Annotated in this window: 23 protein-coding genes and 1 pseudogene; 8 read left to right on the forward strand and 16 right to left on the reverse strand. The window is 54.0% G+C overall.

Translation table 11 applies throughout. The features are described from left to right. Positions 1-198: pseudogene (locus tag BM205_RS19880) on the reverse strand (IS21 family transposase); the annotation flags it as partial. Between the two features lie 379 nt (positions 199-577). Here BM205_RS19880 and BM205_RS19885 point away from each other — a divergent pair. Further along, positions 578-1,294 (forward strand): hypothetical protein, encoded by a 717-nt coding sequence (locus BM205_RS19885; protein WP_092416604.1) that lies wholly within the window; start codon positions 578-580, stop codon positions 1,292-1,294. A 164-nt stretch (positions 1,295-1,458) separates the two neighbouring features. On the opposite strand, the gene BM205_RS19890 is transcribed toward BM205_RS19885, so the two are convergent. Then, positions 1,459-2,370: an ADP-ribosylglycohydrolase family protein gene (locus BM205_RS19890; protein ID WP_254783970.1), complete on the reverse strand. Its 912-nt coding sequence runs from the start codon at positions 2,368-2,370 to the stop codon at positions 1,459-1,461. Positions 2,371-2,648: 278 nt separating this feature from the next. On the opposite strand from BM205_RS19890, the gene BM205_RS19895 reads away from it, so the two are divergent. The 7 genes from BM205_RS19895 to BM205_RS19925 all read left to right on the forward strand — a co-directional run bounded on the left by BM205_RS19895 (position 2,649) and on the right by BM205_RS19925 (position 9,549). Beyond that, positions 2,649-3,314: an NUDIX hydrolase gene (locus BM205_RS19895; RefSeq protein WP_092416606.1), complete on the forward strand. Its 666-nt coding sequence runs from the start codon at positions 2,649-2,651 to the stop codon at positions 3,312-3,314. Positions 3,315-3,368: 54 nt separating this feature from the next. Then, positions 3,369-4,388: an SPFH domain-containing protein gene (locus BM205_RS19900; protein ID WP_092416607.1), complete on the forward strand. Its 1,020-nt coding sequence runs from the start codon at positions 3,369-3,371 to the stop codon at positions 4,386-4,388. A gap of 5 nt (positions 4,389-4,393) precedes the next feature. Beyond that, a complete protein-coding gene (locus BM205_RS19905) occupies positions 4,394-5,323 on the forward strand; it encodes a diacylglycerol kinase catalytic domain-containing protein (RefSeq protein WP_217646066.1) in 930 nt (309 codons plus the stop codon). Positions 5,324-6,109: 786 nt separating this feature from the next. Further along, the gene (locus BM205_RS19910; RefSeq protein ID WP_092416609.1) at positions 6,110-7,000 is read left to right on the forward strand and encodes a LysR family transcriptional regulator; all 891 of its coding nucleotides are present in this window, start codon (positions 6,110-6,112) and stop codon (positions 6,998-7,000) included. Between the two features lie 137 nt (positions 7,001-7,137). After that, positions 7,138-7,809, forward strand: a complete 672-nt coding sequence (locus tag BM205_RS19915) for an epoxyqueuosine reductase QueH (protein WP_092416610.1) — start codon at positions 7,138-7,140, stop codon at positions 7,807-7,809. Between the two features lie 9 nt (positions 7,810-7,818). After that, positions 7,819-8,073 carry a hypothetical protein gene (locus BM205_RS19920; RefSeq protein ID WP_139227339.1) on the forward strand — a complete coding sequence of 85 codons (255 nt, stop codon included), beginning with the start codon at positions 7,819-7,821 and terminating at the stop codon, positions 8,071-8,073. A 21-nt stretch (positions 8,074-8,094) separates the two neighbouring features. Beyond that, a complete protein-coding gene (locus BM205_RS19925) occupies positions 8,095-9,549 on the forward strand; it encodes a methylenetetrahydrofolate reductase C-terminal domain-containing protein (protein ID WP_092416612.1) in 1,455 nt (484 codons plus the stop codon). Positions 9,550-9,758: 209 nt separating this feature from the next. On the opposite strand, the gene BM205_RS19930 is transcribed toward BM205_RS19925, so the two are convergent. The 14 genes from BM205_RS19930 to BM205_RS19995 form a co-directional block, all read right to left on the reverse strand. Then, the gene (locus BM205_RS19930) at positions 9,759-10,268 is read right to left on the reverse strand and encodes a flavin reductase family protein (RefSeq protein ID WP_092416613.1); all 510 of its coding nucleotides are present in this window, start codon (positions 10,266-10,268) and stop codon (positions 9,759-9,761) included. Between the two features lie 191 nt (positions 10,269-10,459). Next, the gene (locus BM205_RS19935) at positions 10,460-11,488 is read right to left on the reverse strand and encodes a methionine synthase (protein ID WP_092416614.1); all 1,029 of its coding nucleotides are present in this window, start codon (positions 11,486-11,488) and stop codon (positions 10,460-10,462) included. Between the two features lie 27 nt (positions 11,489-11,515). Then, positions 11,516-12,499 (reverse strand): DUF1852 domain-containing protein, encoded by a 984-nt coding sequence (locus BM205_RS19940; RefSeq protein WP_092416615.1) that lies wholly within the window; start codon positions 12,497-12,499, stop codon positions 11,516-11,518. Between the two features lie 992 nt (positions 12,500-13,491). Further along, positions 13,492-13,797 (reverse strand): hypothetical protein, encoded by a 306-nt coding sequence (locus BM205_RS19945; protein WP_092416616.1) that lies wholly within the window; start codon positions 13,795-13,797, stop codon positions 13,492-13,494. Between the two features lie 110 nt (positions 13,798-13,907). Further along, positions 13,908-14,837 (reverse strand): electron transfer flavoprotein subunit alpha/FixB family protein, encoded by a 930-nt coding sequence (locus BM205_RS19950; protein ID WP_092416617.1) that lies wholly within the window; start codon positions 14,835-14,837, stop codon positions 13,908-13,910. 19 nt (positions 14,838-14,856) lie between these two features. Further along, entirely contained in the window at positions 14,857-15,609 is a 753-nt protein-coding gene (locus tag BM205_RS19955) for an electron transfer flavoprotein subunit beta/FixA family protein (RefSeq protein WP_092416618.1), read from the reverse strand. A 43-nt stretch (positions 15,610-15,652) separates the two neighbouring features. Continuing rightward, positions 15,653-16,381 carry a TetR/AcrR family transcriptional regulator gene (locus tag BM205_RS19960; RefSeq protein ID WP_092416619.1) on the reverse strand — a complete coding sequence of 243 codons (729 nt, stop codon included), beginning with the start codon at positions 16,379-16,381 and terminating at the stop codon, positions 15,653-15,655. A gap of 21 nt (positions 16,382-16,402) precedes the next feature. Then, positions 16,403-17,836 (reverse strand): dihydrolipoyl dehydrogenase, encoded by a 1,434-nt coding sequence (gene lpdA / locus BM205_RS19965; protein WP_092416620.1) that lies wholly within the window; start codon positions 17,834-17,836, stop codon positions 16,403-16,405. A gap of 17 nt (positions 17,837-17,853) precedes the next feature. After that, the gene (locus tag BM205_RS19970) at positions 17,854-19,353 is read right to left on the reverse strand and encodes an AMP-binding protein (protein WP_092416621.1); all 1,500 of its coding nucleotides are present in this window, start codon (positions 19,351-19,353) and stop codon (positions 17,854-17,856) included. A 35-nt stretch (positions 19,354-19,388) separates the two neighbouring features. Further along, positions 19,389-20,561, reverse strand: coding sequence for an acyl-CoA dehydrogenase family protein (locus tag BM205_RS19975; protein ID WP_092416622.1), 1,173 nt, complete (start codon positions 20,559-20,561; stop codon positions 19,389-19,391). A gap of 3 nt (positions 20,562-20,564) precedes the next feature. After that, positions 20,565-21,842, reverse strand: coding sequence for a dihydrolipoamide acetyltransferase family protein (locus tag BM205_RS19980; RefSeq protein WP_092416623.1), 1,278 nt, complete (start codon positions 21,840-21,842; stop codon positions 20,565-20,567). A gap of 3 nt (positions 21,843-21,845) precedes the next feature. Further along, the gene (locus BM205_RS19985) at positions 21,846-22,637 is read right to left on the reverse strand and encodes an enoyl-CoA hydratase/isomerase family protein (protein WP_092416624.1); all 792 of its coding nucleotides are present in this window, start codon (positions 22,635-22,637) and stop codon (positions 21,846-21,848) included. A gap of 58 nt (positions 22,638-22,695) precedes the next feature. Further along, a complete protein-coding gene (locus tag BM205_RS19990; protein ID WP_092416625.1) occupies positions 22,696-23,667 on the reverse strand; it encodes an alpha-ketoacid dehydrogenase subunit beta in 972 nt (323 codons plus the stop codon). Beyond that, on the reverse strand, positions 23,660-24,643 hold the full coding sequence (locus BM205_RS19995) for a thiamine pyrophosphate-dependent dehydrogenase E1 component subunit alpha (protein ID WP_092416626.1): 984 nt from the start codon (positions 24,641-24,643) through the stop codon (positions 23,660-23,662). The genes BM205_RS19990 and BM205_RS19995 overlap by 8 nt, the downstream gene beginning before the upstream one ends. Between the last annotated feature and the right edge of the window lie 11 nt (positions 24,644-24,654).

Below are 24,654 nucleotides of genomic sequence, written 5' to 3' on the forward strand. Positions count from 1 at the left end.
CAGAATGGCGTCGATGATCGCCACAAACGGTGCTAGCGTCGGAGAAACCGGGGCCGGCGTTCGCCGATAACCGGGTGGCGCTGCGAACTGGCACATCTTCCGGACAGTATTGCGATGGATGCCGAAGTAGCGCGCAACAGCACGCTCACTCTTGTTCTCGACCATCACGGCGCGACGTACTTTGACGTATAAGTCCACGGGAAACATCCTTTCCGCCTTTCTTATGCACCTTCAGGCACATAAGACTACAGGCTAGGATTGGTACACTTTTAACGCGCCATTCATGGCCGTTCCAAGTGCGCTTTCCGGTACATTATTCACGCGGCATTTATAGGCAATACCGATTGCTATCGAACTCGATTCAGATTCCATAAAAAAATTAGGCAATTCGATTTCGGAGAAAGTCAAAGTTGCGTTATCCGACCAAGACAATTCAACGCTGCATATTTGCCCGCAAATAGTTGATATACGCCCGAAAATAGCCAGTGAAGCTAGCAATAATGCGCTAAGAGCACGCGCCCTGAAATTGCAAAACGACTTGAATACAATATGTCCAAACAGATTTCCAAATGCCACAATGCGATTTACCGACGATGTGACATCGGTCACCAGTAAGGTAGACGGAATGGGCATCGGAAACATTGACGCAAACAAGAACGCCAATACCGTGTTTCAAGAGTACAGAAGGTACAGATACGATGCGGGTAACGCAGACGGAGCTGAATACGGCAGCATTGCTTTGTTTGGAGCCAAAATGTATCTGAGCGGGCTTAGCAATACCGCAGACCTTACATCAATTGCAAGTGCCCTTTTCAGTCTGAACGGATCAAAAAACAAAGTCGCTGTTCAATACCTTGGTTACGGCTTGACGACACCAGGGCTAATGCTTAGCGATATCTCAGGCACACAGATCGGCCAGCCGACGTACATTGTCAACGTCTATCATGGTTTTCAAAATGCTAAAGATGAAATTGATCGAAATGCTAACGCTGCCCCACAAATAATTGCGACGGCGGCTGCTGATGCGGCAGCGAAATCGGATGCTGCGGCGAAGGCTGCTACTGCGGCTGCCAATGCTGCAAAAGTAGCGGCTGATGCGGCAGCGAAGGCTAATGCTGCTACGGCCACTACAAAAGCTACTGAGGCTACAAAGGCTGCTGTTGCGGCCGATACGGCTACAAAGGCAGCGGTAATAGCCAATACTGCAACGAAAGCTGCGGCTGATGCAGCAGTTCCCGCAACGCCAGCAAAACCGACAACTCTTAAACTTGAAGAAGTCAACTCCGTTAATTAATTTGGTCAACACGGCATCGTGACGAGAAATACAGCCAGCCATGACCGTCTGCGTCATTGTCTTTCGTCCTTGGTCAATTGATGAACATTAATGGCGTAGACAGACTCGTGCTCATGGGTATAACAACGTAACACTCAGTTGTGTTTTACCTGCAGTGTTATGCATCACTTGCCGGAAAAGCGTTCGTACAGATTATTCGCCATTCCTTCAATGTCGTCACGCATAGTGAGTCTTTCAACCCATGCGAGCGGTACCGCCTCAATACCGTAATATGCGCCCGCGATCTGCCCAGTAATGGCACCGGTAGTATCGGCGTCATCGCCTAAGTTGACAGCTCGTAGTACTGCATCGTCAAAACTGTCTGTATTGAAAAAACACCACAGCGCAGCTTCCAAAGAATCAATGCAGTATCCGCTGCCTCTGATATCTGCCTCAGCTTTGGTAATGAAAGACGCTGTCGCCAACGCGGTCAATTTTGGTTCTGATGGGATAAAACTGATTTCGCTGATCAATTCTTCTTTTCCACGACCAGACAAAGCTCCATGAAGTATCTCCGCAAACAATATGCAGCTTTCGACGGCTTCCGGGGCCGCGTGAGTGGTACGAGAACTGTCGGCGGCATACGTAAGCACAGAATGCAAATTCGGGTAAGCAAACAAGACCACTGGAGCCAGACGCATTAGAGAACCGTTTCCCGCGCTGGCAGGATCTGAAGAGCCGCTGAACGGATCACCTGATATCTGGAAATGTGCCAAGGCACGTTGCACCGTCATACCTATATCGAAGCAATCACCCGTAGAGCTCAGGTAACCCCAATGCCACCAGTTGAGGTAACGGGCCATTTGATCCGCAGGATCGAACGCGCCTTTAGAAAGCAGGCTTTCAGCCAGGCACAGCGCCATGGATGTGTCATCGGTCCATTGTCCTGGTTTCAAGCCGAACGGGCCGCCTCCGATCATGTCGGTTACCGGCTGAAAGCTGCCCCTTGGCGAAAACTCGACGGTCGTACCCACTGCATCGCCGCACGCGAGTCCGACCAGCGCGCCCATGTATCGACTTTTTAGCGAGAGATTCAAGTACCCTCCATGTCCAAACGACCCAAGTCTTGGATGCGCCATACCCTAGGAACGGCTCTTTCATCCTCCTCGACTTATTCAACTCGATAAGTTAATTCAATTCTAAATTACTTAATTTAATTTTGCAACTAACTATGCTATAGTGATTTCAAATGCTCGCTGCGAGTAATAGCATCAACACTCATTTGGCTGTTTCATCCAGCTTAATTGGATTCTCAATAATGCCAGCCAAGGTTTCACGATCAGCGTACGGAGCAGGTACTCGATAGGAGAAACAAGTGAATCAGGTTATTTGCACAGTAGACGTGGTTCTGCTGACATTACAGGATGACGGTCTCAAAGTGGCGCTTTTGAAGCGAGATCGTGAGCCTTTCAAAGACGTCATTGCGCTGCCAGGCGGGTATATCCATGCCGACGGGGATCGGGATGCGCGCGACGCGGCATTGCGGGTATTGAAAGAAAAAACCGGGATTGAAGCGCCATATCTGGAGCAATTGGCGACATTTTCTGGTCCGGCACGCGATCCACGAGGATGGTCGATTTCGGTGACGTACTACGCACTGGTATCCTCCGATGTCATCGAGCGCGCAAATCATCCCGACGTCAAGCTCACCAGCGTCGATCGGCAAGTGAAATTGCCGTTCGATCATCGCCTCATTGTGGAAACCGCCGTCTCGCGCCTTCGCAGCAAGAGCCAGTATTCGTCGCTGCCTTGCTACCTCGCCGGCGAGACGTTTACCCTACCCCAGTTGCAGCGTGTTTATGAAGCCTTGATGGGTGAACCGATCAATAAGGTCAGTTTCCGCAGAAAGATCACTGAGATGGACATGCTGGAAGCGATCGAGGGGAAATTCGAAGCTGCCGGTGCACATCGTCCCGCCCAGCTTTACCGCTTGAAGTCGAAATTTAAACAGCAGTTGCAACTGCTAGAGCGTGGCTTGTGATCAACATCGCCATCAATTAGCAAAGTCGATTTATTTGATAAGGGGAGATTCAACATGTTCAGCGTCAAGTTCATCAAGGTTCAGCCAACAACATATGTACTGCAATACAAGAACGGGCTCGTTAAACGCGAAGGCGCTGGTCTGGCTTTTTTCTACTATGCGCCGACGACCTCCATGGTTGCGGTCCCAATGGGGAGTGAAGACGTTCCCTTTATCTTTGACGAGAACTCCGCTGATTTCCAGCAGATTACTGTCCAGGGACAGGTCACCTATCGTATTAGCGATCCTAAAAAAATTGGGGCTTTGTTAGATTTCTCAATCAATCCGGTCACGCAGAAATACATCTCTGAGGATCCAACGAAACTGTCGCAACGCATTATCAATGCGGTAAAAGTATTGACCCGCAAGGGCTTACAGAGATTGCCGCTGCGTGATGCGCTGAGGGCGACGGATACCATGACAACGCAAGTTGCCTCCGCAATAAAAGACAATAGTGAGCTGCAGGCACTCGGCGTCGAGATTCTTGGGTTGTCTTTCCTGGCAATCAAACCGACGCCAGAAACCGCTAGGGCTCTGGAAGCTGAAGCGCGTGAGCAAATTCTGAAGGTGGCGGACGAGGCAGTTTATGCCCGTCGCAATTCTGCCGTTGAGCAGGAGCGTCGCATCAAGGAAAATGAACTGAACACGGAAATCGCAGTGGAAGCTAAGAAGCGCCAAATTCGCGAAACGCAAATGGATGCTGAACAAAGTATCCAACAAAAGCAGCACGAGCTGCAGCAATCCGAGATGGAAGCGAAAATTGCGCTGGAAGCCAAGAATACCGAACTGGTATCGCTGGCAATGGAAAATGCCAAGCGCGAGGCAGATGTAAAATCCTATTCAGTAAAAGGATTAATGCAAGCGTACCAGGGTGTCGATCCCAAATTGCTACAGGCGCTCGCGATGGCTGGCATGCAACCTGGACAAATGATTGCGATGGCGTTCCAGGAGCTCGCCGACAAAGCCGGTAAGATCGGCCAACTCAATATCACGCCAGATCTGCTCCGCGAAGTGATCGACAGCCCTGTGAGATAAAAATCATGGAACGGCTAACCGAAAACAAACTCATCCTGGTCGTAAGAAAGACCAGGCTGGAAGAACTCATTGCGAAATACAATACCATCAGCCAGGCTAAATTCTACGTCGAACATCTAGGTGCTGACTTCTCGGATTATCTCAACGAACATGAGAACTATCAGCGCTGCGTGCGTCAGACAGAGTCAACATTGCAGAGCTTGGGCCGGGTTCAGATTGTCGATCGCGGTTTTCTCTCCAATTTCCTGTTCGGCCCGCGCGACGTTGTCGTGGCGCTTGGGCAAGACGGACTGGTAGCCAACACGCTCAAGTATCTGGACGGCCATCCATTGATTGGCGTCAACCCGGATCCGAAGCGATGGGACGGCGTGCTGCTGCCGTTCAACGTGAACGATATCGGCACGATCATACCGGAAGTGTTTAGCGGAAAACGCCAGATAAAGGAAGTCACCATGGCGAAGGCGCAACTCAATAATGGCCAGTCGCTGTATGGCGTGAATGATATTTTCATCGGACCGAAATCACATACATCCGCCAGATACACAATCAAGCTGCATGACAAACAGGAGCAGCACTCGTCGAGCGGCGTGATTGTTTCAACCGGTTTGGGCTCAACCGGCTGGCTGAAAAGTTTGCTGGCCGGTGCTAATGCGATTGCGAATAAACAAAAGGCAGAGAACGCTAAAAATACACAGTCTCCGTGGGATGCGGATTTTCTATATTTCACAGTACGTGAGCCGTTTCCCAGCAATACATCTGCTGCATCACTGGTATTCGGCAAGATTACCCAGCATTCTCAGCTGTGCATGACATCACTAATGCCAGAGAACGGCGTGATTTTCAGCGATGGGATCGAAGCTGATTACCTTGAGTTCAATTCTGGGATCGTAGCGGAGCTCGGTATTGCTGAGAAAAAGGGGCATTTGGTAGTCTGATATTTGTCTTGTCACCCCACCGGCTTACCCTAGCAAAGCCGTGCCCACAAAGGGCTCGACAGACTATGTTATCCGTTTTGACTAAAAGTTTAATAATCGAGGTTGCCCCGACAGACTTTGCCGTCAATCTTCTGATTTTTCTTTCCCATAATAATCAGATACTTACGAAATCCGATTCCGACAGACTTTATTGTTCGCTTTCATCTTTGTTTCGTGCAAATAAAGTCTGAGACATTCAATTAATGTCTGAGACATTCAAATAAAGTCTGAGACATTTATTTTCTTTAAGACTGATCTTATAAGAATATCCGATCAGCGAACAGAGAGAATAAAAAGCCTTGTGACAATAGCTCGACTTCCTCCGTCCATCTAGAGTGGTCTCCCAAACGCCAACCATCATCGGTTGGCTTTTTTTAGGACTCGCCGCCATGAGGGCCAGTCTATTATCCATAGCTGAAGCTTGTTACTCCTACCAGATATCTTCACTGACGTACTCTTCGAGCTGCTCTGGTAGCAGGATGCTCTGCGTGCGATCCATTCCCTGAACAAAGCGTTTCATCGAAACCTCGGTCAAATATGCAATATTGATTTGGCGCTTGTATCGAAAAATAGCTGACTAGCTCGCTGTGTTTGCACACAGTCTCGACCGATAGCAGATTTCTTCTTCCCGTTAGCTTGAGAGCCAATCGCTCAGTCTTTACTGCATTGGGGGCTCTTTTTACTGCAGAATAAATGATGAAGTAAAATGGCTTCATCTTAGAAAAACATGAATTTTACTCATTTATTATGCTTGATCGTATTCATTTATCCATCGTGCAAGAGGTGGAAAAGCAAGGTTCGCTGACCGCAGCTGCAGGCGTACTGCACGTGACGCAGTCGGCTTTAAGCCACAGCATGAAGAAGCTGGAGCAGCAGCTGGGCACCGACATCTGGCTGCGCGAAGGCCGCAGCCTGCGCCTGACCCAGGCCGGGCAATACCTGCTGGCCGTGGCCAACCGGGTGCTGCCGCAGTTGGCATTGGCGGAAGAACGCCTACGCCAGTTCGCTCAGGGCGAGCGTGGCGCGCTGCGCATTGGCATGGAGTGCCACCCTTGTTACCAGTGGTTGCTGAAGGTGGTGTCGCCTTACCTGGCGGCGTGGCCGGATGTGGACGTGGACGTGAAGCAGAAATTCCAGTTTGGCGGCATCGGCGCCTTGTTCGGGTATGAAATCGACTTGCTGGTCACGCCCGATCCGCTGGACAAGCCCGGCCTGGTGTTCGAGCCGGTGTTCGACTACGAGCAAGTGTTGGTCGTGGCTGGCAGCCACAAGCTCGCCAAGGAAGAGTACGTCAAGCCCAAACAGTTAACCAACGAGGTACTCGTGACTTACCCAGTGCCGCTGGATCGTCTTGACATCTACACCATGTTCCTCACGCCAGCAGGCATCACGCCCAAGCGCCATAAAGCCATCGAGACCACCGACATCATGTTGCAGATGGTCGCCAGCGGACGCGGCGTGGCAGCGCTGCCGCGCTGGCTGGTGCAGGAATACGCGGACACGATGGATGTGGTTCCGGTTCGGCTCGGCAAGAACGGCATTGCCAAGAACATCTACCTGGGTGCGCGCGAGGCTGATGTGAGCATCGATTATCTGCGGGCTTTCATCGAGCAGGCGAAGAGGCCCGTCGTCGCTTGATCCGTCCTGGTGGCAAGCTCTATGAATATTACTCATAAAACCATGAAAACATATCCATTTTCATGAGGACAAACCACGGGCGATAATGCTGGGTTACGCAGTCCGGCGATGGCGGGCGAATTTCATGGAGAGTTCTCATGGCATCCACAACCGAACGCAAGCCGCTGACCTTGCCCGGCGGGCACAAGAAGGTGCTGCTGCATTCCTGCTGCGCTCCCTGTTCGGGCGAAGTAATGGAAGCCATTCAGGCGTCCGGCATCGACTTCGCGGTCTTCTTTTACAACCCCAACATCCATCCGCTGAAGGAATACGAACTGCGCAAGCAGGAAAACATCCGCTTTGCCGAAGAATTTGGTATTCCCTTCATCGACGCCGATTATGATCGCGACAATTGGTTTGAACGCGCCAAAGGCATGGAAAATGAACCGGAGCGCGGTATCCGCTGCACCATGTGTTTCGACATGCGTTTCGAGCGCACGGCGCTATATGCCCATGAACATGGTTTCCCGATCATCACCAGCTCGCTGGGTATCTCGCGCTGGAAGGACATGCAGCAGATCAATGATTGCGGCGTGCGTGCAGCTTCGCACTATCCGGACATGCTTTATTGGGAATACAACTGGCGCAAAGGCGGCGGGTCGGCGCGCATGATCGAGATCAGCAAACGCGAGAACTTCTATCAACAGGAATATTGCGGTTGCGTCTACTCCTTGCGCGACACAAATCGGCACCGTCTGGAAAGCGGCCGTGAACGCATCCAGCTGGGCGTCAAGTTTTACGGCGATGAAGATGCTGCGGCCGAAGACTGAGTTTCGGCCATGTCTTCAGGAAACGTCTGCGTAGTCGAGATGGATTTGCTACCCGCGCAGCCTCCGGAAATCATTCAACGGGTCAAAATTATCCGCTACCGCATTGCACGTCGCTATGGGCGTGTCCGTACTGCGAGCTCCCGCGCTGAGATGGAGGCAGCCTCGCAGCTGCTCCTCTTCTATGCCGCCAGCCTGCTGCTGGCTATCATCGCCGTCGTTGCTCGGTACTGTCGCCAAGAGGTCGCGGCAACGACGCCCCTCTGATTTACAAGGTATCGAGCTGTCTTGAGTAAATTAAAACAGGCGCTGAACGAAAGACGCTTCGTCTGCGTGCTAGAGGTCGTTCCTCAACAGTCCCCTGTGCGCTTGGTCGCGCTTGAGCAAATCGTGCAACGCGGGCACCTGGCAGGCTGGCCGTTACTGCCAGCCTTCGCCGATCGTGTCGGCCTGCATTCGGACTTGAGCCCCTTCGAAGGCGCTGGGGCATTGGGGGATCCAGCCTCATCCTTGCTGCACTTTTCAGGCAAGGATCGCGAGCGTGCAGACTTGCTGCTCCAGATGGAGTCGATGAAGGCTCGTGGCCTGGAGCAATTGTTGCTGCTCAGTGGCGATCGCTTGCCAGGCCATCATCCTGATCAGGCGCCAGTGCGCTATCTGGAGTCGGTACCCGCGCTGCAGATCGCCCGCGAGCACTGCCCGGACTGGCTGTTGGGCGCCGCATTGAACCCGTTCAAATACCGCGAAGAAGAAGGCGGCGCACAGTATCTGAAGGGGCAGAAAAAACTTCTGGCTGGCGCTGATTTCTTTACCCTGCAACTGGATTTCGACGCCGCCAAGCATATTGAAGCCCAGACCTGGATGCGTGCTCAGGTACGTATGAAACCCATGCTGGCCTGCGTGATGCGCCTGAGCGACAAGCGCGCGGCCGTTCTGCAGGCCGTGCCCGGCATCGTCATCACCGAATCCATGCGCAAGCTGCTGGGCAGGGAGCAGCAGGTATCCCAGGCCTATGCCAGCGCACGAAGCCTCGAGCGCCTGGCTCTGCAGATAGTGGGCCTGCAATTGATGGGCTATGCCGGTGTTCATGTGTGCGGTGTGCATACGCTGGACGAACTGCTGTCGTTGGAGCAGGCGATCGCCGAGCAGCGGGAGAGCATGACCTCACTGACCGATTGGATCGAACGATGGCATGCAAGTTGGCAGATGCCTGGGGCGCCCGAGGTATGCTTCGTCCCCGCAATCGGCGCCTGGGAAATGGGGCAATCCAATGTCGCCGCCACGCCCCGGGAGCGCCTGCGATACGCGCTACTCTCTATGGTACATGGCCAGTTCTTCAGCCGCACGGGATGGCTCAGCAGAGCTTTGGGCTGGGGTATGACGCGACCGATCTGGAAGGTCGGCGTGGCTGCGGATGCGCTACATGCTGTCGAACGGACGGTCAAACGGCCGCTGGTCGGCTGTGATACCTGCGGCAGCTGCCGCTTGCAGGAGACCCTCTACGTGTGCCCCGAGACATGCCCTAAAGGCCTGGCGAACGGCCCCTGTGGCGGTACCCGGCTCAACCGTTGCGAATTTGCCGACCGCGAGTGCGTGCACAGTGTCAAATACCGGATTGCCAAATCTGCCAATCAGTTACCTGTGCTGGCGCAGACCTTGATTCCTTGCATCGAAGCGGGCAACAGGCACCGCAGTTCCTGGCCTGAATGGTTCGAGCCGGAAGATTCGACGGCAGGGCGCTGAATCGAGCTCCAGAGAATGATAGCTGGCCAGGTACCAATGACCTCCACCGAGTAGCCCGGACTGATAAATAAGGCCGCCGGAATACTAAAGGTGATCGCCACCTCGTCCCATCTAGGTAGTGGCACTTCGGCTTCGGCGCCAGGAGTAATCACGGAGATGGTAAGGCTCTCGATGGATTGAAGCCCAAAAGAGGGCGCGGACATAAGTGCTCAAACCGAGCTATGCGCGGCGAGGTTGCAATATTGTCCTTTGTAATACAGCAATGGCTGCGTAGCAGCAGCTTCTTGCAGGTTTAACGCTTTCACTTCACCAATCACGATCAGGTGATCGCCTGCGGCGTGTTCGGCATGAATTTCGCAATCAAGCCAGTGCAGGCTACCGACAATGATCGGATTCCCCAGCGGCGATTCCTGCCATTCGATTCCGAGCCACTTGTCCGTGCCTCGCCGAGCGAATTGGTTGGAAATCCTGACTTGCTCATCTGACAGGATATTCACTGCGAATCGACCTGCCTGGCGAATTTTGGGATAGCTGACCGAACTGGTCATTACGCTAAATGACACCAGCGGCGGACTCATCGACACGCTATGGAACGACTGGCAGGTGAAGCCAATCGGCTCGCCATCCATGTGTGATGTAATCACCGTGATACCGGATGCGTAGTGCCCCAGCGCTTCGCGAAAGCGCAATGGCTCGATAGCAGAACTAGAAAGTGGCATAGTAGGTACTAAATACTGAGTGCAGCTCGAAAGTGTTAAGGAAGGCCTAAAGTAGTCCGGTAGTTTTTCCTGACTTCAGCCTTGGCCAATGTTGAAAGCGAGCCATCGATCAAAGCCGGCCAAATCGCCCACGCCATTCTCCGCGTTTGGCCGTCGCGAGCAGCTCACGACGGCCATTTCCCGCCTCAGAATTAGTTCGAGAGTTCTCTGCGGACGATTTCTGCGCCTGCACTTAAAGCATTTAGCTTGCCTCTTGCCACTTCGCGAGATAAGGGAGCCATGCCACAGTTGGTGCAAGGATAGAGCTTGTCGGCATCTACAAATTGAAGTGCTTTTCTTAGGGTATTGGCCACTTCCTCGGGTGTTTCAACGGTGTCGTTTGCCACATCAATGGCCCCTACCATCACTTTTTTACCTCGAATGAGTTCAATCAGATCCATTGGAACATGAGAGTTGTGACATTCCAGTGAGACTATATTGATACTGGATTTTTGCAGCTTGGGGAAAGCTTCTTCATACTGTCGCCACTCTGACCCCAGCGTCTTTTTCCAATCCGTATTGGCTTTGATGCCATAGCCATAGCAAATATGGACAGCAGTTTCACACTTCAGTCCTTCAATGGCCCTTTCTAAGGTGGCCACACCCCAATCATTCACCTCGTCAAAGAACACATTGAATGCGGGCTCATCAAATTGGATGATATCGACACCAGCAGCCTCCAACTCCCTGGCTTCTTGATTGAGGATTTTGGCGAATTCCCAAGCCAGTTTTTCGCGACTTTTATAATGGCTGTCATAAAGCGTATCGATCATCGTCATGGGACCCGGCAAAGCCCATTTGATGGGCTGCCTGGTTTGCTGGCGTAAGAACTTGGCATCTTCAACAAAGACCGGCTTTTGGCGAGCAACAGCACCAACGACCGTCGGTACGCTCGCATCATAGCGATCACGAATTCTAACGGTTTCACGCTTCTCAAAATCAACGCCGCTGAGGTGTTCAATAAACGTAGTAACAAAATGCTGGCGCGATTGTTCGCCATCACTGACGATATCAATACCTGCGTGTTGCTGTTCCTGCAGTGACAAACGCAAAGCATCTTGTTTGCCCTCGATCAATCCCTCATCTTGCAATTTCCAAGGTGACCAAAGTGTCTCGGGTTGTGCAAGCCAAGAGGGTTTAGGCAAGCTGCCAGCAGTTGATGTGGGTAACAATTTTTTCACAGTAGATGACCTTATGTTTTTGATTCTTCAAAGAGCGTAATTAACGGACCACTGCTCAAGACTAGCTTGGTATGGTTTGATAAAGTTCTCCTCAACAAACCTTCCCTGCTCAATCGCCAGCCGGCTACGCTCTTCCCGATCATAGACAATGCGAGTTAATGAATAATCCTGGTGCTTCAAACTTGGTCGATAGGATTTTCCTGCTGGAGAATTCGCGTTGTAAATCTCAGGCCGGTAAATCTTTTGGAAGGTATCCATTGTGCTGATGGTGCTGATAAGCTCAAGATTGGTGTAATCACCCAGCAAATCACCAGCAAAATAAAAAGCCAAGGGCGCGGCACTATTCGGAGGCATGAAGTAGCGAACCTTCAGCCCCATTTTTTTGAAATATTCGTCAGTTAAAGAATATTCATCTTGCTGGTATTCAACGCCCAATACAGGATGCCGATTTTCAGTCCGATGATAAGTCTTGCTACTCGAAACACTCAGACATATCACGGGCGGCTTATTGAAATGATCTTTGTAAGTGTCTGAATTCACGAAGCACTTGAACAGCTTTCCATGCAGGCCTCCAAAATTATCTGGCGTGCTGAATTCGGGCTGATTCTTGGCGTGCTCCAGTAACAGCACGCTAAAGTCATAATCTCGTACGTAAGAGGAAAAATTATTCCCTACGATGCCATCAATGCGTTCGTTGGTTTTTCGATCAACAATATTCGTCTTCAATATTTCAATCAAAGGAAGGGCATTGCCACTGCTTTCACCATCAATATTCATCTCAACGGAAATGATTTCAAGTTTGACGGTATAGCGATCGCCATTGGGATTATCCCAATGCGCCAAGGCATTGAAACGATTGTCAATCATCCTGAAGGTGTTGCACAAGTTCTCTTGGCGACTCTCTCCCCTAGCCAAATTAGCAAAGTTGGTTGTGATACGCGTATTGTCTGAAGGACGATAATCTTCATCGAAACAAATGCTCTTGATGGCAAATGTAAACTCTTTACTCATTGTGATCTGGCGCCCTAATTTCTGAGATAAAACCTGCGGTTATTTCTTGTTTTTTTCAGTACTTTCCAGTGTTCTTTTCTGGTTTTTTGATTCAGCAGTCTTGACATTGTCGAGAGCGGAGACGAATTTTATGCTGCGCCATCGATGAATAAAAATGATTTGATCTCATAGAATCATTAGTTATGCTCATAATACAATGTGCGGTCGGCTGCAGAAATCTCTGTCCCGCAGGATTCTCTGAATCTCTTGGCTGTCGTGAAGGCAGCTTCATTCAAGAGCAGCTAACAAAACTCCTTGAAGTCCAGTCGGGCATACGCAATCTGCTCAAAATGCAGTTGTGCGCAATACCCCTGTCAGCCGCGCCCACAAAGGGCTCGACAGACTATGTTGTCCGTTTCGACTAAAAACTTGAAAATCGAGGTTGCCCCGACAGACTTTGCGGTCGATTTCTTGATTTTTCTTTTCTAGAAAAATCAGATACTTATGAAACGCGTTTCCGACAGACTTTATTGTTCGCTTTCATCTTTGGTCCTTCAGAACAAAGATACTAACTGGCCAACAAAGTTGCTAACTGCGCGCCGACTCGTAGAACAAAGATGCTAACTACGGCGGCAGTTATTCCTTACAATTAAAGTCGAAAACAGGTCATTAAAGTCGAAAACAAACGATCGGCATTACCAACCGAAACAATAATGTCTGTTGGAAAACTGTTAATCCGCAGATCTCTGGCTAGAGTCCAGGGCGAAGAGCCAGAATACAAAAGGGCCAGCTACGTGCTGGCCCTTTTCCGTTTACGGCTCTTGCGCCATTTTTGCGCCATTAGGTCACATAGGATAATGCGGTTACGGATAAGTTCGTTGAAAGCGCGAACCAAATCGTGGACTGCCCCCCCCCCGAGGGGGCAGTCCAGACAAACCTTCACACATAAATTGGATGAAACACCGTTTGATCCCACTGGAGGTGTCGGGCCCATCTCCGCAAATCAACACACTCTATTCTTTGTCTTTCCCTGCAAAGTATCTAGAAAGATAGATTGCCATAGCAAATCCACCGATCAACATAACTAAACCGTAAATCGCCGTAAATGAAAAATGATTAAAATAGAAAATCGTCAAAAAAATTGACAAATTGATGAACGCCCATATGACGTTTAGTGTTGGGTGGGAAAGTTTCTTTCCGTGCGGCTTAGAGAAGGGGGACGGAAATCTGTCTCCAGATATGCCTCGAATTAAATGGGGCAGCACGTTAACAAGAAATACTCCTGACATAAACCATCCAATTGCGTTGACTGCGAACATGACGAGATCTCCTCGGATCAATCCATCTAAAGGGAAAACTATTACAAGGCTGCACTATGACCGGACAGCGCTCAATGGCGCCGTCAATCAAAGAGTTCAGTATTTTTAACTTATCCCAATTGCTTGACCAGCTCTGGGACAACTTCGAACAAGTCGCCGACGATGCCGTAGTCAGCTACCGAGAAGATCGGCGCTTCTTCATCCTTGTTAATCGCCACGATCACCTTGGAATCCTTCATGCCGGCCAAATGCTGGATCGCGCCGGAGATACCGACGGCGAAGTACAGCTGTGGCGCAACGATCTTGCCGGTCTGGCCGACCTGCCAGTCGTTCGGCACATAGCCTGCGTCGACTGCAGCGCGCGATGCGCCCATGGCGGCGTTGAGCTTGTCTGCCAGCGGCTCCAGAATCTTGAAGCTTTCCGACGAACCCATGCCGCGGCCGCCGGAGACGATGATCTTCGCAGCAGTCAGTTCAGGACGATCCGACTTGGCCACTTCACGCGAGACGAAGCTGGACTTGCCGGAATTAGCCACGGCGGTCAGCGATTCAACTGCTGCGCTGCCGCCGGTCGCTGCAGCGTCAAAACCGGTAGAACGCACGGTGATGACCTTGATGCTGTCGGTCGATTGCACCGTAGCGATAGCATTGCCGGCATAGATCGGACGCTCGAACGTATCGGCGCTGTCGACCTTGGTAATTTCCGAAATCTGCGCCACATCCAGCTTGGCGGCCACGCGCGGCAGGATGTTCTTGCCGTAGGCGGTTGCCGGGGCCAGGATGTGGCTGTAGTCCTTAGCGATAGCCAGCGCTTGTTCTGCAACGTTCTCGGCGAGGCCGTCGGCGAATTGCGGCGCGTCGGCCAGCAAGACTTTCGACACGCCCGCGATTTGGGCAGCTGCATCTGCAGCCGCCTTGGCATTGTGGCCTGCAATCAGGATGTGGACGTCACCGCCTGCTTGTGCGGCTGCGGTGACGGTATTCAGTGTGCTGCCCTTGAGGCTGGCATTGTCGTGTTCTGCGATGACGAGTGCGGTCATGTGTGTTCCCCAGTCTCTCTTAGATTACTTTGGCTTCGTTCTTCAGCTTCGCTACCAGCGTCGCCACGTCCGGTACTTTGATGCCGGCGCTGCGCTTGGCTGGCTCCACCACTTTCAACGTCTTCAGGCGCGGCGCGACATCCACACCCAGATCGGCCGGTTTGAACACGTTCAGGCTTTTCTTCTTGGCCTTCATGATGTTCGGCAGCGTCACGTAGCGCGGCTCGTTCAGGCGCAAATCGGTGGTGATGATCGCTGGCAGCGTCAGGGCGATGGTTTCTAGGCCTCCGTCCACTTCACGCGTGACTGTAACCTTGCCTTCTTCCAACACCACCTTGGAAGCAAAGGTCGCTTGCGGCCAGCCCAGAAGCGCAGCCAGCATCTGGCCGGTCTGGTTGCAATCGTCGTCGATCGCCTGCTTGCCGAGGATGATCAATTGCGGTTGCTCTTTATCAGCTACGGCCGCCAACAACTTGGCCACCGCCAGCGGTTGCAGATCGGTGTCCCCGGTATCGACCAACACGCCGCGGTCGGCGCCAATCGCCATCGCGGTGCGCAGCGTTTCCTGGCATTGGGTCACGCCACAGGAAACAGCGATCACTTCACTGACTTTACCGCCCTCTTTCAGGCGCGTAGCTTCTTCAACCGCGATTTCATCAAACGGATTCATCGACATCTTGACGTTAGCGATGTCCACACCGCTACCGTCGGATTTGACGCGTACTTTGACGTTGTAATCTACTACCCGCTTGACGGGGACCAATACTTTCATGTCAGTCTCATTCAGAAAAAAAAGGGAAATTGGAAACCAGACCTCAGCTGCGCGTTTTCTTTTTGCTCACGGCTGGCTTGGTTTCACTGCTTTGCGGAACGCCTTCCAGTCCATAACGGACAAACTTCATGTACGTCTCCGTGACCCACGCAGGCAAGCCCGGCTTCTTTGTGTCGTCATAGAAATAGCGCATCGCGAGATAGCTGCGTGCAGCCATCAACATGAATACGATGACCTCAAATTCCTTGGATTCGTAATTGGCAAATTCGCCCGCTTCTTGCGAATGTTGCAAAAAATGCGTGTATTGCTTGACCACGGAATCGAAGTGAGATTTATGGCCGACTGGAGCGAAACTTTCGGCTTCGTTGAGGATGCGAAAAAAATGCGGTTCTTGCTCGAGGAAAGAAAAGAATCCGAGAAACCCGCGCTCTTCCAGCTCCGCAAAATTATGTCCACCTAATGCGCAATCTTTGACGTGCCGCTGCATCTTGGCGCCCAGGGCGGGCAGCAGCTCGTCCAGAATATCCTGGCGAGTTTCAAAATAATTGTAGAAGGTGCCTTGCGCCACACCAGCCTTTTGCGTAATGCGCGTAATTGATGCTTCAGCATAGCCCAGCTCGCCCACTACTTCAGCGGCCGCCTGCAACAAGGCATTGCGAATCAACTCTGATTTTTCAATGCGGTTGCGCCCCTTGCTCCAATGTTCCGGTGTCTGATCCGGGACGGCGGAACTGGCGGTTGATTTACGGCCTGGCTTCTTTTTTGTTTCCATTATTATTCACGATCAGTTTATTTAAAAATGCAAAGGACGGTCATAAGAGGCCAATACCGCTTCATGCATTGCTTCCGATAAGGTTGGATGCGGAAACACTGTTTCCATCAATTCCGCTTCTGTCGCTTCCAGCGTCTGAGCGATGCTAAAACCGTGAATCAGTTCGGTGACGTCCGGACCGCACATATGCGCCCCTAACAGTTCACCGGTTGCGTCGTCGAACACGGTTTTGACAAAGCCGTTTGCTTCTCCCAGCGCAATCGCCTTGCCGTTCGCCACGAACGGAAACCGTCCTATCCGCAGCTTGCCGCCACGAAGTCTGGCTTGCGCTTCGGTCAGACCAATACTGGCGACTTGCGGATGGCAATATGTACAAGACGGAATCTGCGTCGCCTGCAATGGATGGGCATTTCCATACCCTGCAATACGTTCGATACAGACCACAGCTTCGTGACTGGCTTTGTGCGCAAGCCACGGCCCCCCGGCAACATCACCGATAGCATACAGCCCCGGAACACCGGTAAAACCCCAGGCGTCGGTAACGATATGCCCGGCTTCCACCTTCACGCCAACATCTGCGAGATTCAATCCCTCAGTGTTGCCGACAATGCCGACCGACAGCAACACCCGCTCAACGTCAATCTCGATATGCTCTTTGTCGTGTTGCAATAATACCTGAACCCCATTCGCATGCGACGTCAGCCTGGTCATTGTGGCGTTATTCAAGATACGCATGCCCTGCCCTTCAAACGCCTTCTGCACAAAGACGGAAATATCTTCGTCCTCAATCGGCAGAATTCTATCTTTTGCCTCAATTACCGTTACCTTGCTGCCCATATGGCTATAGAAACTGGCAAATTCCATACCTATGGCGCCGCCGCCCACGACCAGCAAAGATTCGGGGAGCGTATCGGCAGCTAATGCATGCCGGTAATTCCAGAGGCGATCGCCGTCGGCGGCCATGCCCGGCAGATCACGTGCTCGCGCTCCCGTCGCCAGAATGATATGAGATGCATGCAGCATCAGCGGTTTACCACCGGCGACACCCGACGAGTCGACTTGGCTGACCTCCAGTACGCCGGCCGAAAGAAGACGCCCCTGTCCCATGAAAACCTGAACCTTGTTTTTCTTCAGCAGATGACCAACGCCTGTATTGAGGCGCGCAGCAACCTCGCGAGAACGCCCGATCACGCGCTTGAAATCGAACGACACGCCGCTGGCGCGCAGGCCCAAGTCCTCTGCATGCTGCATTTGACGGTACACGCTCGCGGTGTGCAACAATGCCTTGGTCGGGATGCATCCCCAGTTGAGACATATGCCGCCTAGATGCTCACGTTCGACAAGCGCCGTCTTCAATCCCAGTTGCGCAGCCCGAATCGCGGCGACATAGCCACCCGGTCCACCGCCCAGCACAATCAGATCAAACTGCCCAGCCAGTTGCGTAGTCAAACTCATGTTGTATTCCTTACTTTTCATGTCGCGGTGGTGGCCAGCTCATCGCGCAAGACGCGCTTGAGAATCTTGCCGCTCGGATTGCGCGGCAGCAGCTCGCGCAGGATCAGATGTTTAGGCACTTTGAAGCTTGCCATGTGCGTACGGCAGAACGCTGCCAACGTCGGCAGATCCAGGCTGCGCCCGCTTTGCAGCACCACGACTGCCGCCACGCATTCTCCCCATCGAGGGTCGGGTAAACCGATAACTGCGACGTCGGCAACTTCCGGTAACATGAAAATCACGCGTTCGACTTCTGACGAGGCGACATTTTCACCGCCGCTGATGATCATGTCCTTCTTGCGATCCGTCAGGTAGAGAAATCCTTCTTCGTCCAGATGGCCAAGGTCGCCGGTGCGGAACCAGTCACCGAAGAAACTTTGACGCGTTTTGGCCTCTTCCTTCCAGTACCCCGGGGTGACTTTAGGGCCCCGCAAGCAGATTTCACCATCCTCGCCGCTGACTACCGGATTGCCGCTCTCGTCGCAGATACGGATAGCCGTATGTGGCATGGCCCGACCTGTCGATCCGATTTTTTCTATTTCGCGGCCGGCTTCCATCATGGTGTCGCCGCTGCAGGTTTCTGTCAGTCCATAGGCGTCGACGTAACGGCCGCTACGGAACAGTTCGCTGAACGCCAGAATGCGTTTTTCGGGAGTTTTCTCGCCACCGCCGATCGCCCAGCGAAAACTACTCAGATCGTAGTCGCCAGATTTTTCGTGCGCCAGCAAACGCCCGACCATTACCGGTGCAAACCATGCGCCGGTAAGCCGCTCCGTCTCGATGGCGGAAAAAACATCCGCCTCATCGAAATTGCGCTGGATCAGTATCATGCCGCCGAGGTGGAGCACCGCCGTGCCGGGCAGATCGAAAGCGCCCACATGGTAAAGCGGCCCCACCACCAGCAAGCGCTCCTCGGCGGTCAGAGACAGCGCCGCGATGTGATCCAGCGATTTCCAGTAGTAGTTGTCATAGGTATGCATCACGCCCTTGGGACGATCGGTCGTCCCCGAGGTATACATCAGGCGAAACAGATCTTGCGAACCGCGTATCACCATCGGCGCCGTGGCAGCGTCCTGCGACAGGACCCGGCTGTCGCTCTGTGCCGCCGCATCGACCAGCACGGCCGCTGTGATGCCCGCAACGACCGCGGCATATTCTTCGTCGGCAAACAGCAACACTGTTTCGGCGTTGTCGGCGATGTATTCGATTTCCCCGGCGGACAGCCGGAAATTGATCGGCAGGAAAATGGCTCCGATATGGCTGACGGCCAAAGCGATCTCGATGAAAGCCGTACTGTTTTTCATCGCCACGGCCACGACCTGATCAGGCGCTACGCCGCGTGCTTGTAGCCAGCCCGCCATGCGCAATACCCGATCGGCCAGATCGGCATAACTGACGCGTTGCCGCTCGTAAATGATCGCCAGCCGATCCGGCGTGCGGCTGGCGTGATACAGAATATGGGCGCTGAGATTAACCATGACAGTGTCTTTGTCTCCGAATTATTATTTTTTTATTAATATGACTTTGGCATGCCCAGATCATGGATGGCGATGAAATTGAGCACCATCTCTTCCGCCACCGGTGCAAACCGGAACAAGCGCGCGTCGCGCCACAGTCGTTCAACGTGGAATTCCTTGGAATATCCCATGCCGCCCATGGTTTGCATGGAACGTTCGGTGGCGTCGGCGGCGGCTTGCGCTGCGATCAGCTTGGCAATATTGGCGTCGCTGCCATACGGTTTTCCCTCATCGCAAAAGGTGGCTGCGCGACGGTTCATGAGACGTGCACATTCCAGTTCGGCATACGCCTGCGCCAACGGAAACTGCAGTCCCTGATAGGAACTGATCGGTTTGCCGCCGAATACTTTGCGCTGATTGGCATATTCCACCGCGAGATTAATTGCCAGCCTGCCCGCCCCCACCAGACCGGCGGTGGTCACGATGCGTTCGGTATTGAGGACATCCAATAATTCATTCCAGCCGTGGTCCAGGGTACCGAGCAATTCATCCGGCTTGATTCTGACGTTATCAAAAAACACAGAACTCGACGGCAAGGTATGGGTACCCAGCTTGTCGATGGCCGTATGGCTAATGCCGGCGCGGTCGGTGTCGATCATGAACATGCTGATGCCCTCGGTGCGGCGCTTGATCTGATCTTGTTTGAGCGTACGCGCTACCACCAGCATCTTGTGAGAAGTCGGTACCGCCGTGATCCAGATCTTCTGACCGTTGAGGCGCCAGCCATCGCCGTCGGGGCTCGCGAAAGTACGGATCTCCAGCGTATTGCTGCCTGCGTCCGGTTCCGTCAGCGCCATGCAGCAATGCATCTTGCCGGCAATAATTTGCGGCAGCCATTCGCTCTTTTGTGCCTCGGAACCGAAACGCGAGACCGAAACGCCGCCGAAAATCGGGTTGACCATGAACAACTGGCCCAAAGTGGCCCCGCCCCCGGCTTCCGACAGCGCCTCGACAATGAGCGCCATGTCGAACATGCCGAGACCACTGCCGCCATATTGTTCCGGCAATGCTACGCCGCACAGGCCAGCATCGCAGATGGCCTTCCAGATGGCATGCGGAAAGGCCTTCGCAGCATCTTGTTCACGCCAATATTCGACGCCGAATTCGGTGCCGATACGACGTGCGGTTTCGACCATCATCTGCTGTTCGTCTGATAAAGAAAAATCCATTTTTTATTCTCCGTTTGGATGTGAAACACCGACCAGCAGCGTCATCGGTTGCGCCAGGTAAGCAGTGACGCGACTAAGAAAAGTAAGACCGGATACGCCATCTAGAATGCGATGGTCGGCCGCCAGCACCAGCCCCATTTCCTGCCGTAGCGACGGCCGCCCTTCGGCGTCGGGACGAAACACGCCGCCAATAGCGCCGACGCCGAGGATCATGGCCTGGCCAGGATTGATGATGGGTGTCATGTAACGCACCTGATGCATGCCGGCATTCGATACCGTGACAGCGCCGCCGCCAGTGTCGGCCAGCGTCAGCTTGCCGTTACGGGCGCCATCAACCAACCGCCGCGCCTGGTCTCCGAGCTGATCCAGACTCTGGCGACCGGCATCGCGCAGCACCGGCACCAGCAGACCGCGGTCGGTATTGACGGCAACACCAACGTCTGTGCTGCGGAAACTGACGATCTTGCCATCGGCCCAAATCCGGTTCGCTTGCGGCAAATCTGCCAACGCGCGCCCGACTGCCGCCAGCACAAAGTGATTGAGCGTGAATGGCAGGCGCGATGCGGCCTGTTGCACGACATTGAGCTCCTTGCGTAACTGCAGCAAGGCGTCAACCTCGACATCGACCGCCAGATAGAAATGTGGCACTTGTTGTTTAACTTCGGTCAGGCGCCGTGCGGTGGTTTGCTGGATCGAATCCGGGCTGCTGCTGATTCCCATATCGCGACCAGCCGCCGCGCTTGCAACTGCGGGGACCGCCACTAGCTTCGGTGCGCTGGCCTGTGCCGGTATATCAGCGGCCTTGATGCGGCCGCGTGGTCCCGATCCCGTTACGCTAGCGATAGCGATGCCGCGTTCAGCCGCGATGCGACGCGCCAACGGAGTCGATATGATCCGGCCTGCGGCTGCCGGTACCACCACGACATGCTGCGATAGCTGCGCCCGCGCGCCGGCAATACCTGCACTCGTTGCCGGCTTCGCCTCAACGGTCGCAACAGATTTCGTCGGTGGCGGCGTTGCTGCGGACGCATCAGCAGCAACGCCGGTGCCGCGCCAATAACCAACGATCACGCCGACGGCCACAGTAGCTCCGGTTTCTACTGCTATGCTGTCCAGCACGCCATCGGCTTCGGCTGGCATTTCGGTGGCGACTTTGTCGGTTTCCACCACGAACAGGCTGTCGCCGGCCTTGAACGCCTGGCCCGGCTTGACGCTCCATTCCGCCAAAAACCCTTCGGTCATGGTCAGGCCGAGTTTGGGCATGAGCAATGCATTGGTCATCGCTCAGGCTCCTTTGAAATCGGCTTTGCGCTTTTCCAGAAATGCGCTGCAACCTTCATGCGCATCACGGGTATCGAGCACTAATCCGATCATCGCCTGCTCATGCGCCAGCGCCGCGCCTAGCGGCATTTCAGCGCCGTGCCGCAAATTGCGCTTGAGCAGTTTCAGAACCAGCGGCGATTTGTCGGCAATCCGGGCTGCCATTGCCAAGGCCTCATCCATCAGAGCGGCACGCGGCACACTGCGATTGCATAAACCCAGCGCCACTGCTTCCTGGGCCGTGATCTGATCGCCGGTAAACATCAGTTCCTTGGCCCGGCACAGTGGCATCTGCCGAATCACGCGTTGTGTGCCGCCCGCGCCGGGAAACAGGCCCAGTGTGATTTCCGGCAAGCCAATACGCGCCTCTTCGGCAATCAGGCGAATGTCCAGTGTCAGCAGCAATTCAGTGCCGCCGCCAAGCGCCCATCCATTGATCACACCGATGGTCGGCTTATCGCTGTTTTCAAAACGACGGAACACGCGATGTATCACTTCAGCGAATTCGTTGTAGTGCGCCAGCCCCTGACGGCTGTTGAGATCGACGATATCGCCGCCGGCTACAAAGGCCTTGTCGCCGGCGCCGGTGATCATGATCACGTGCACGCCCGGATCGCGTTCCAGCGTGGTCAATGCCTGTTCCATTTGTTCCAGCGTGGCGACGTCGAGGGCGTTGAGCTGGCCCGGCCGATTGATGGTGATGATGCCGATACGTTGTTTTATTTCAGTCAATATGTTGTCGGTATGCAGGGTCATGTGAGTATCCGTTCCAGACTAAGTTGAATAGCTAAACTGCAGCGCTGAGCCGATGCGCTCAGGCCAGCGTCTTCTGTACCGCCGCTACCAGTCGCGCCGGGGTAACCATGTAGTGCTGTTCCAATGCGCCGGAAAACGGTACCGGCATGAATGGCGCTGCCACCCGTACGACTGGCGCGTCCAGTTCATCAAAGCCATGCTCCGCAATCCAGGCTGCAATCTCGGCGCCGACGCCGAACGCTTGTACCGCCTCATGCGCCACCACCACCCGATGCGTACGTGCTACCGAGGCCAGCACGGCAGCCTGATCCCAGGGTTGAATCGAGCGCAGATCAAGCACTTCGACACTGATGCCATCACTATCCAACTGCGCTGCCGCCGCCAATGCGTGATCAACCGTCGAGCCGTAAGTAACAATGCTGACATCGGTGCCGGCACGCGCGATGCGGGCGCTGCCAATGGTTGCGCTCTGGCTCGGGTCGACTTCGCCTTTCTTGCCGTACATACCTTTGTGCTCGACGAAGATCACCGGATCGGGATCGTCGATAGCGGCGCGCAGCAGTGAATAGGCGTCCTGCGGTGTCGACGGGCAAACCACTTTCAAGCCCGGCACATGCGCCAGCCACGCTTCCAGACATTGCGAATGTTGCGGGCCAGCGCTCAAGCCGCCGCCATGCGGGGTGCGCAATACCATCGGCACATGGCTGCGGCCGCCGAACATGAAACGCGCCTTGGCTGCCTGATTGACCAATGCATCCATGGCCAATGTAATGAAATCCATGAACATGATTTCGACCACCGGCTTGAGACCGCCCATGGCGGCGCCGACGGCGGCCGATACGATGCTCGATTCGGAAATCGGGGTGTCGCGAACGCGTGCAACGCCGAATTGCTCGACCAGGCCGCGGGTAGCTTTAAAGGAGCCGCCGGCAGCAGCAACATCCTCGCCCAGCACGATCACGCTCTCATCGCTGCGCATCGCATCGGTCAACGCCAGATTGACGGCTTGGGCAAAACGTAACTCAGACATGCTGCAACTCCTTTTCTGCTACGGTATAAACATCTTGCAGCGCCAGCTCGAAATCAGGTTGCGGCGCGGCCCTGGCGATTTCAATTGATGCCGCCACACGTTGTTCGATTTCATCGATGACTTGCTGCAGCTCGGTCTCGCCAAGTCCGCCTTTGAGAAGAAGCTGTTCAGCGCGTTTGAGCGGATCGACATCACCGGTCGCCGCCACTTCATCTTGCGGACGGTACTTTTGCGGGTCGCCTTCGTAGTGACCGCGCACACGATGTGTTTTGCATTCGAGTACCTGCGGCTGCCCGGTCCGGGCCAGGTTCGCCGCCTTCCGTGCGGCCGCTGCGACCGCTTCGACATCGTTACCGTCGACTAAAACGTGCTCCAGCTTGAATGCCTGTGCCAGCTTGCCGAGCTCGGCAGCGAACTGGTCCTTGGTCGGCGAGAATTCCGACCAGCCATTGTTTTCGCACACGAACAGGATCGGCAGCGCCCACAGCGAAGCCATGTTCAGGCTTTCGTGCAATACCCCTTCCGCCATCGCGCCGTCGCCGAAGAACACGACCGCCACGCCACCGGTCTTGCGCACCGAATGCGCGATCGCGCTGCCCAGTGCAATCGGGATGCCGGCGCCGACGATGCCGTTGGCGCCGATGATGCCCAGCGCCATGTCGGCCACATGCATGGAACCTCCGCGTCCGCCGCAGATGCCGCCGGCCTTGCCCATGATTTCCATGAAGAACATATCGAGATCGATTCCGCGTGCCAGCACGTGGCCATGGCCGCGATGATTAGTGGCCATCGAATCCCTCTCGTCGAGCGCCGCCATGACTCCGGCTGCAATCGCTTCCTGGCCGATACTCAGGTGAATGAAGCCCGGCACTTCACTGTCTGCGAACAGTCGTGACAGCTGAGTCTCGACCGTGCGAATCAGGCGCATGGTGCGATAGCGCTGCAACAGTCCGTCTTGTTTGATACGTTTTGTCATTGTGTTTCCGG

It is taken from the genome of Collimonas sp. OK307 (assembly GCF_900113705.1).
Lineage (GTDB): Bacteria > Pseudomonadota > Gammaproteobacteria > Burkholderiales > Burkholderiaceae_D > Collimonas.

Excerpts from the sequence above, each read along its gene's own strand:
- BM205_RS19910 (WP_092416609.1), top strand. The coding sequence starts at position 6,110 with ATGCTTGATCGTATTCATTTATCCATCGTGCAAGAGGTGGAAAAGCAA.
- BM205_RS19900 (WP_092416607.1), top strand. The coding sequence starts at position 3,369 with ATGTTCAGCGTCAAGTTCATCAAGGTTCAGCCAACAACATATGTACTG.
- BM205_RS19990 (WP_092416625.1), bottom strand. The coding sequence starts at position 23,667 with ATGTCTGAGTTACGTTTTGCCCAAGCCGTCAATCTGGCGTTGACCGAT.
- BM205_RS19945 (WP_092416616.1), bottom strand. The coding sequence starts at position 13,797 with ATGTTCGCAGTCAACGCAATTGGATGGTTTATGTCAGGAGTATTTCTT.
- BM205_RS19915 (WP_092416610.1), top strand. The coding sequence starts at position 7,138 with ATGGCATCCACAACCGAACGCAAGCCGCTGACCTTGCCCGGCGGGCAC.
- BM205_RS19960 (WP_092416619.1), bottom strand. The coding sequence starts at position 16,381 with ATGGAAACAAAAAAGAAGCCAGGCCGTAAATCAACCGCCAGTTCCGCC.
- BM205_RS19920 (WP_139227339.1), top strand. The coding sequence starts at position 7,819 with ATGTCTTCAGGAAACGTCTGCGTAGTCGAGATGGATTTGCTACCCGCG.
- BM205_RS19955 (WP_092416618.1), bottom strand. The coding sequence starts at position 15,609 with ATGAAAGTATTGGTCCCCGTCAAGCGGGTAGTAGATTACAACGTCAAA.
- BM205_RS19940 (WP_092416615.1), bottom strand. The coding sequence starts at position 12,499 with ATGAGTAAAGAGTTTACATTTGCCATCAAGAGCATTTGTTTCGATGAA.
- BM205_RS19985 (WP_092416624.1), bottom strand. The coding sequence starts at position 22,637 with ATGACCCTGCATACCGACAACATATTGACTGAAATAAAACAACGTATC.
- BM205_RS19995 (WP_092416626.1), bottom strand. The coding sequence starts at position 24,643 with ATGACAAAACGTATCAAACAAGACGGACTGTTGCAGCGCTATCGCACC.
- BM205_RS19930 (WP_092416613.1), bottom strand. The coding sequence starts at position 10,268 with ATGCCACTTTCTAGTTCTGCTATCGAGCCATTGCGCTTTCGCGAAGCG.
- BM205_RS19885 (WP_092416604.1), top strand. The coding sequence starts at position 578 with ATGCGATTTACCGACGATGTGACATCGGTCACCAGTAAGGTAGACGGA.
- lpdA (WP_092416620.1), bottom strand. The coding sequence starts at position 17,836 with ATGAGTTTGACTACGCAACTGGCTGGGCAGTTTGATCTGATTGTGCTG.
- BM205_RS19975 (WP_092416622.1), bottom strand. The coding sequence starts at position 20,561 with ATGGATTTTTCTTTATCAGACGAACAGCAGATGATGGTCGAAACCGCA.
- BM205_RS19905 (WP_217646066.1), top strand. The coding sequence starts at position 4,394 with ATGGAACGGCTAACCGAAAACAAACTCATCCTGGTCGTAAGAAAGACC.
- BM205_RS19970 (WP_092416621.1), bottom strand. The coding sequence starts at position 19,353 with ATGGTTAATCTCAGCGCCCATATTCTGTATCACGCCAGCCGCACGCCG.
- BM205_RS19950 (WP_092416617.1), bottom strand. The coding sequence starts at position 14,837 with ATGACCGCACTCGTCATCGCAGAACACGACAATGCCAGCCTCAAGGGC.
- BM205_RS19980 (WP_092416623.1), bottom strand. The coding sequence starts at position 21,842 with ATGACCAATGCATTGCTCATGCCCAAACTCGGCCTGACCATGACCGAA.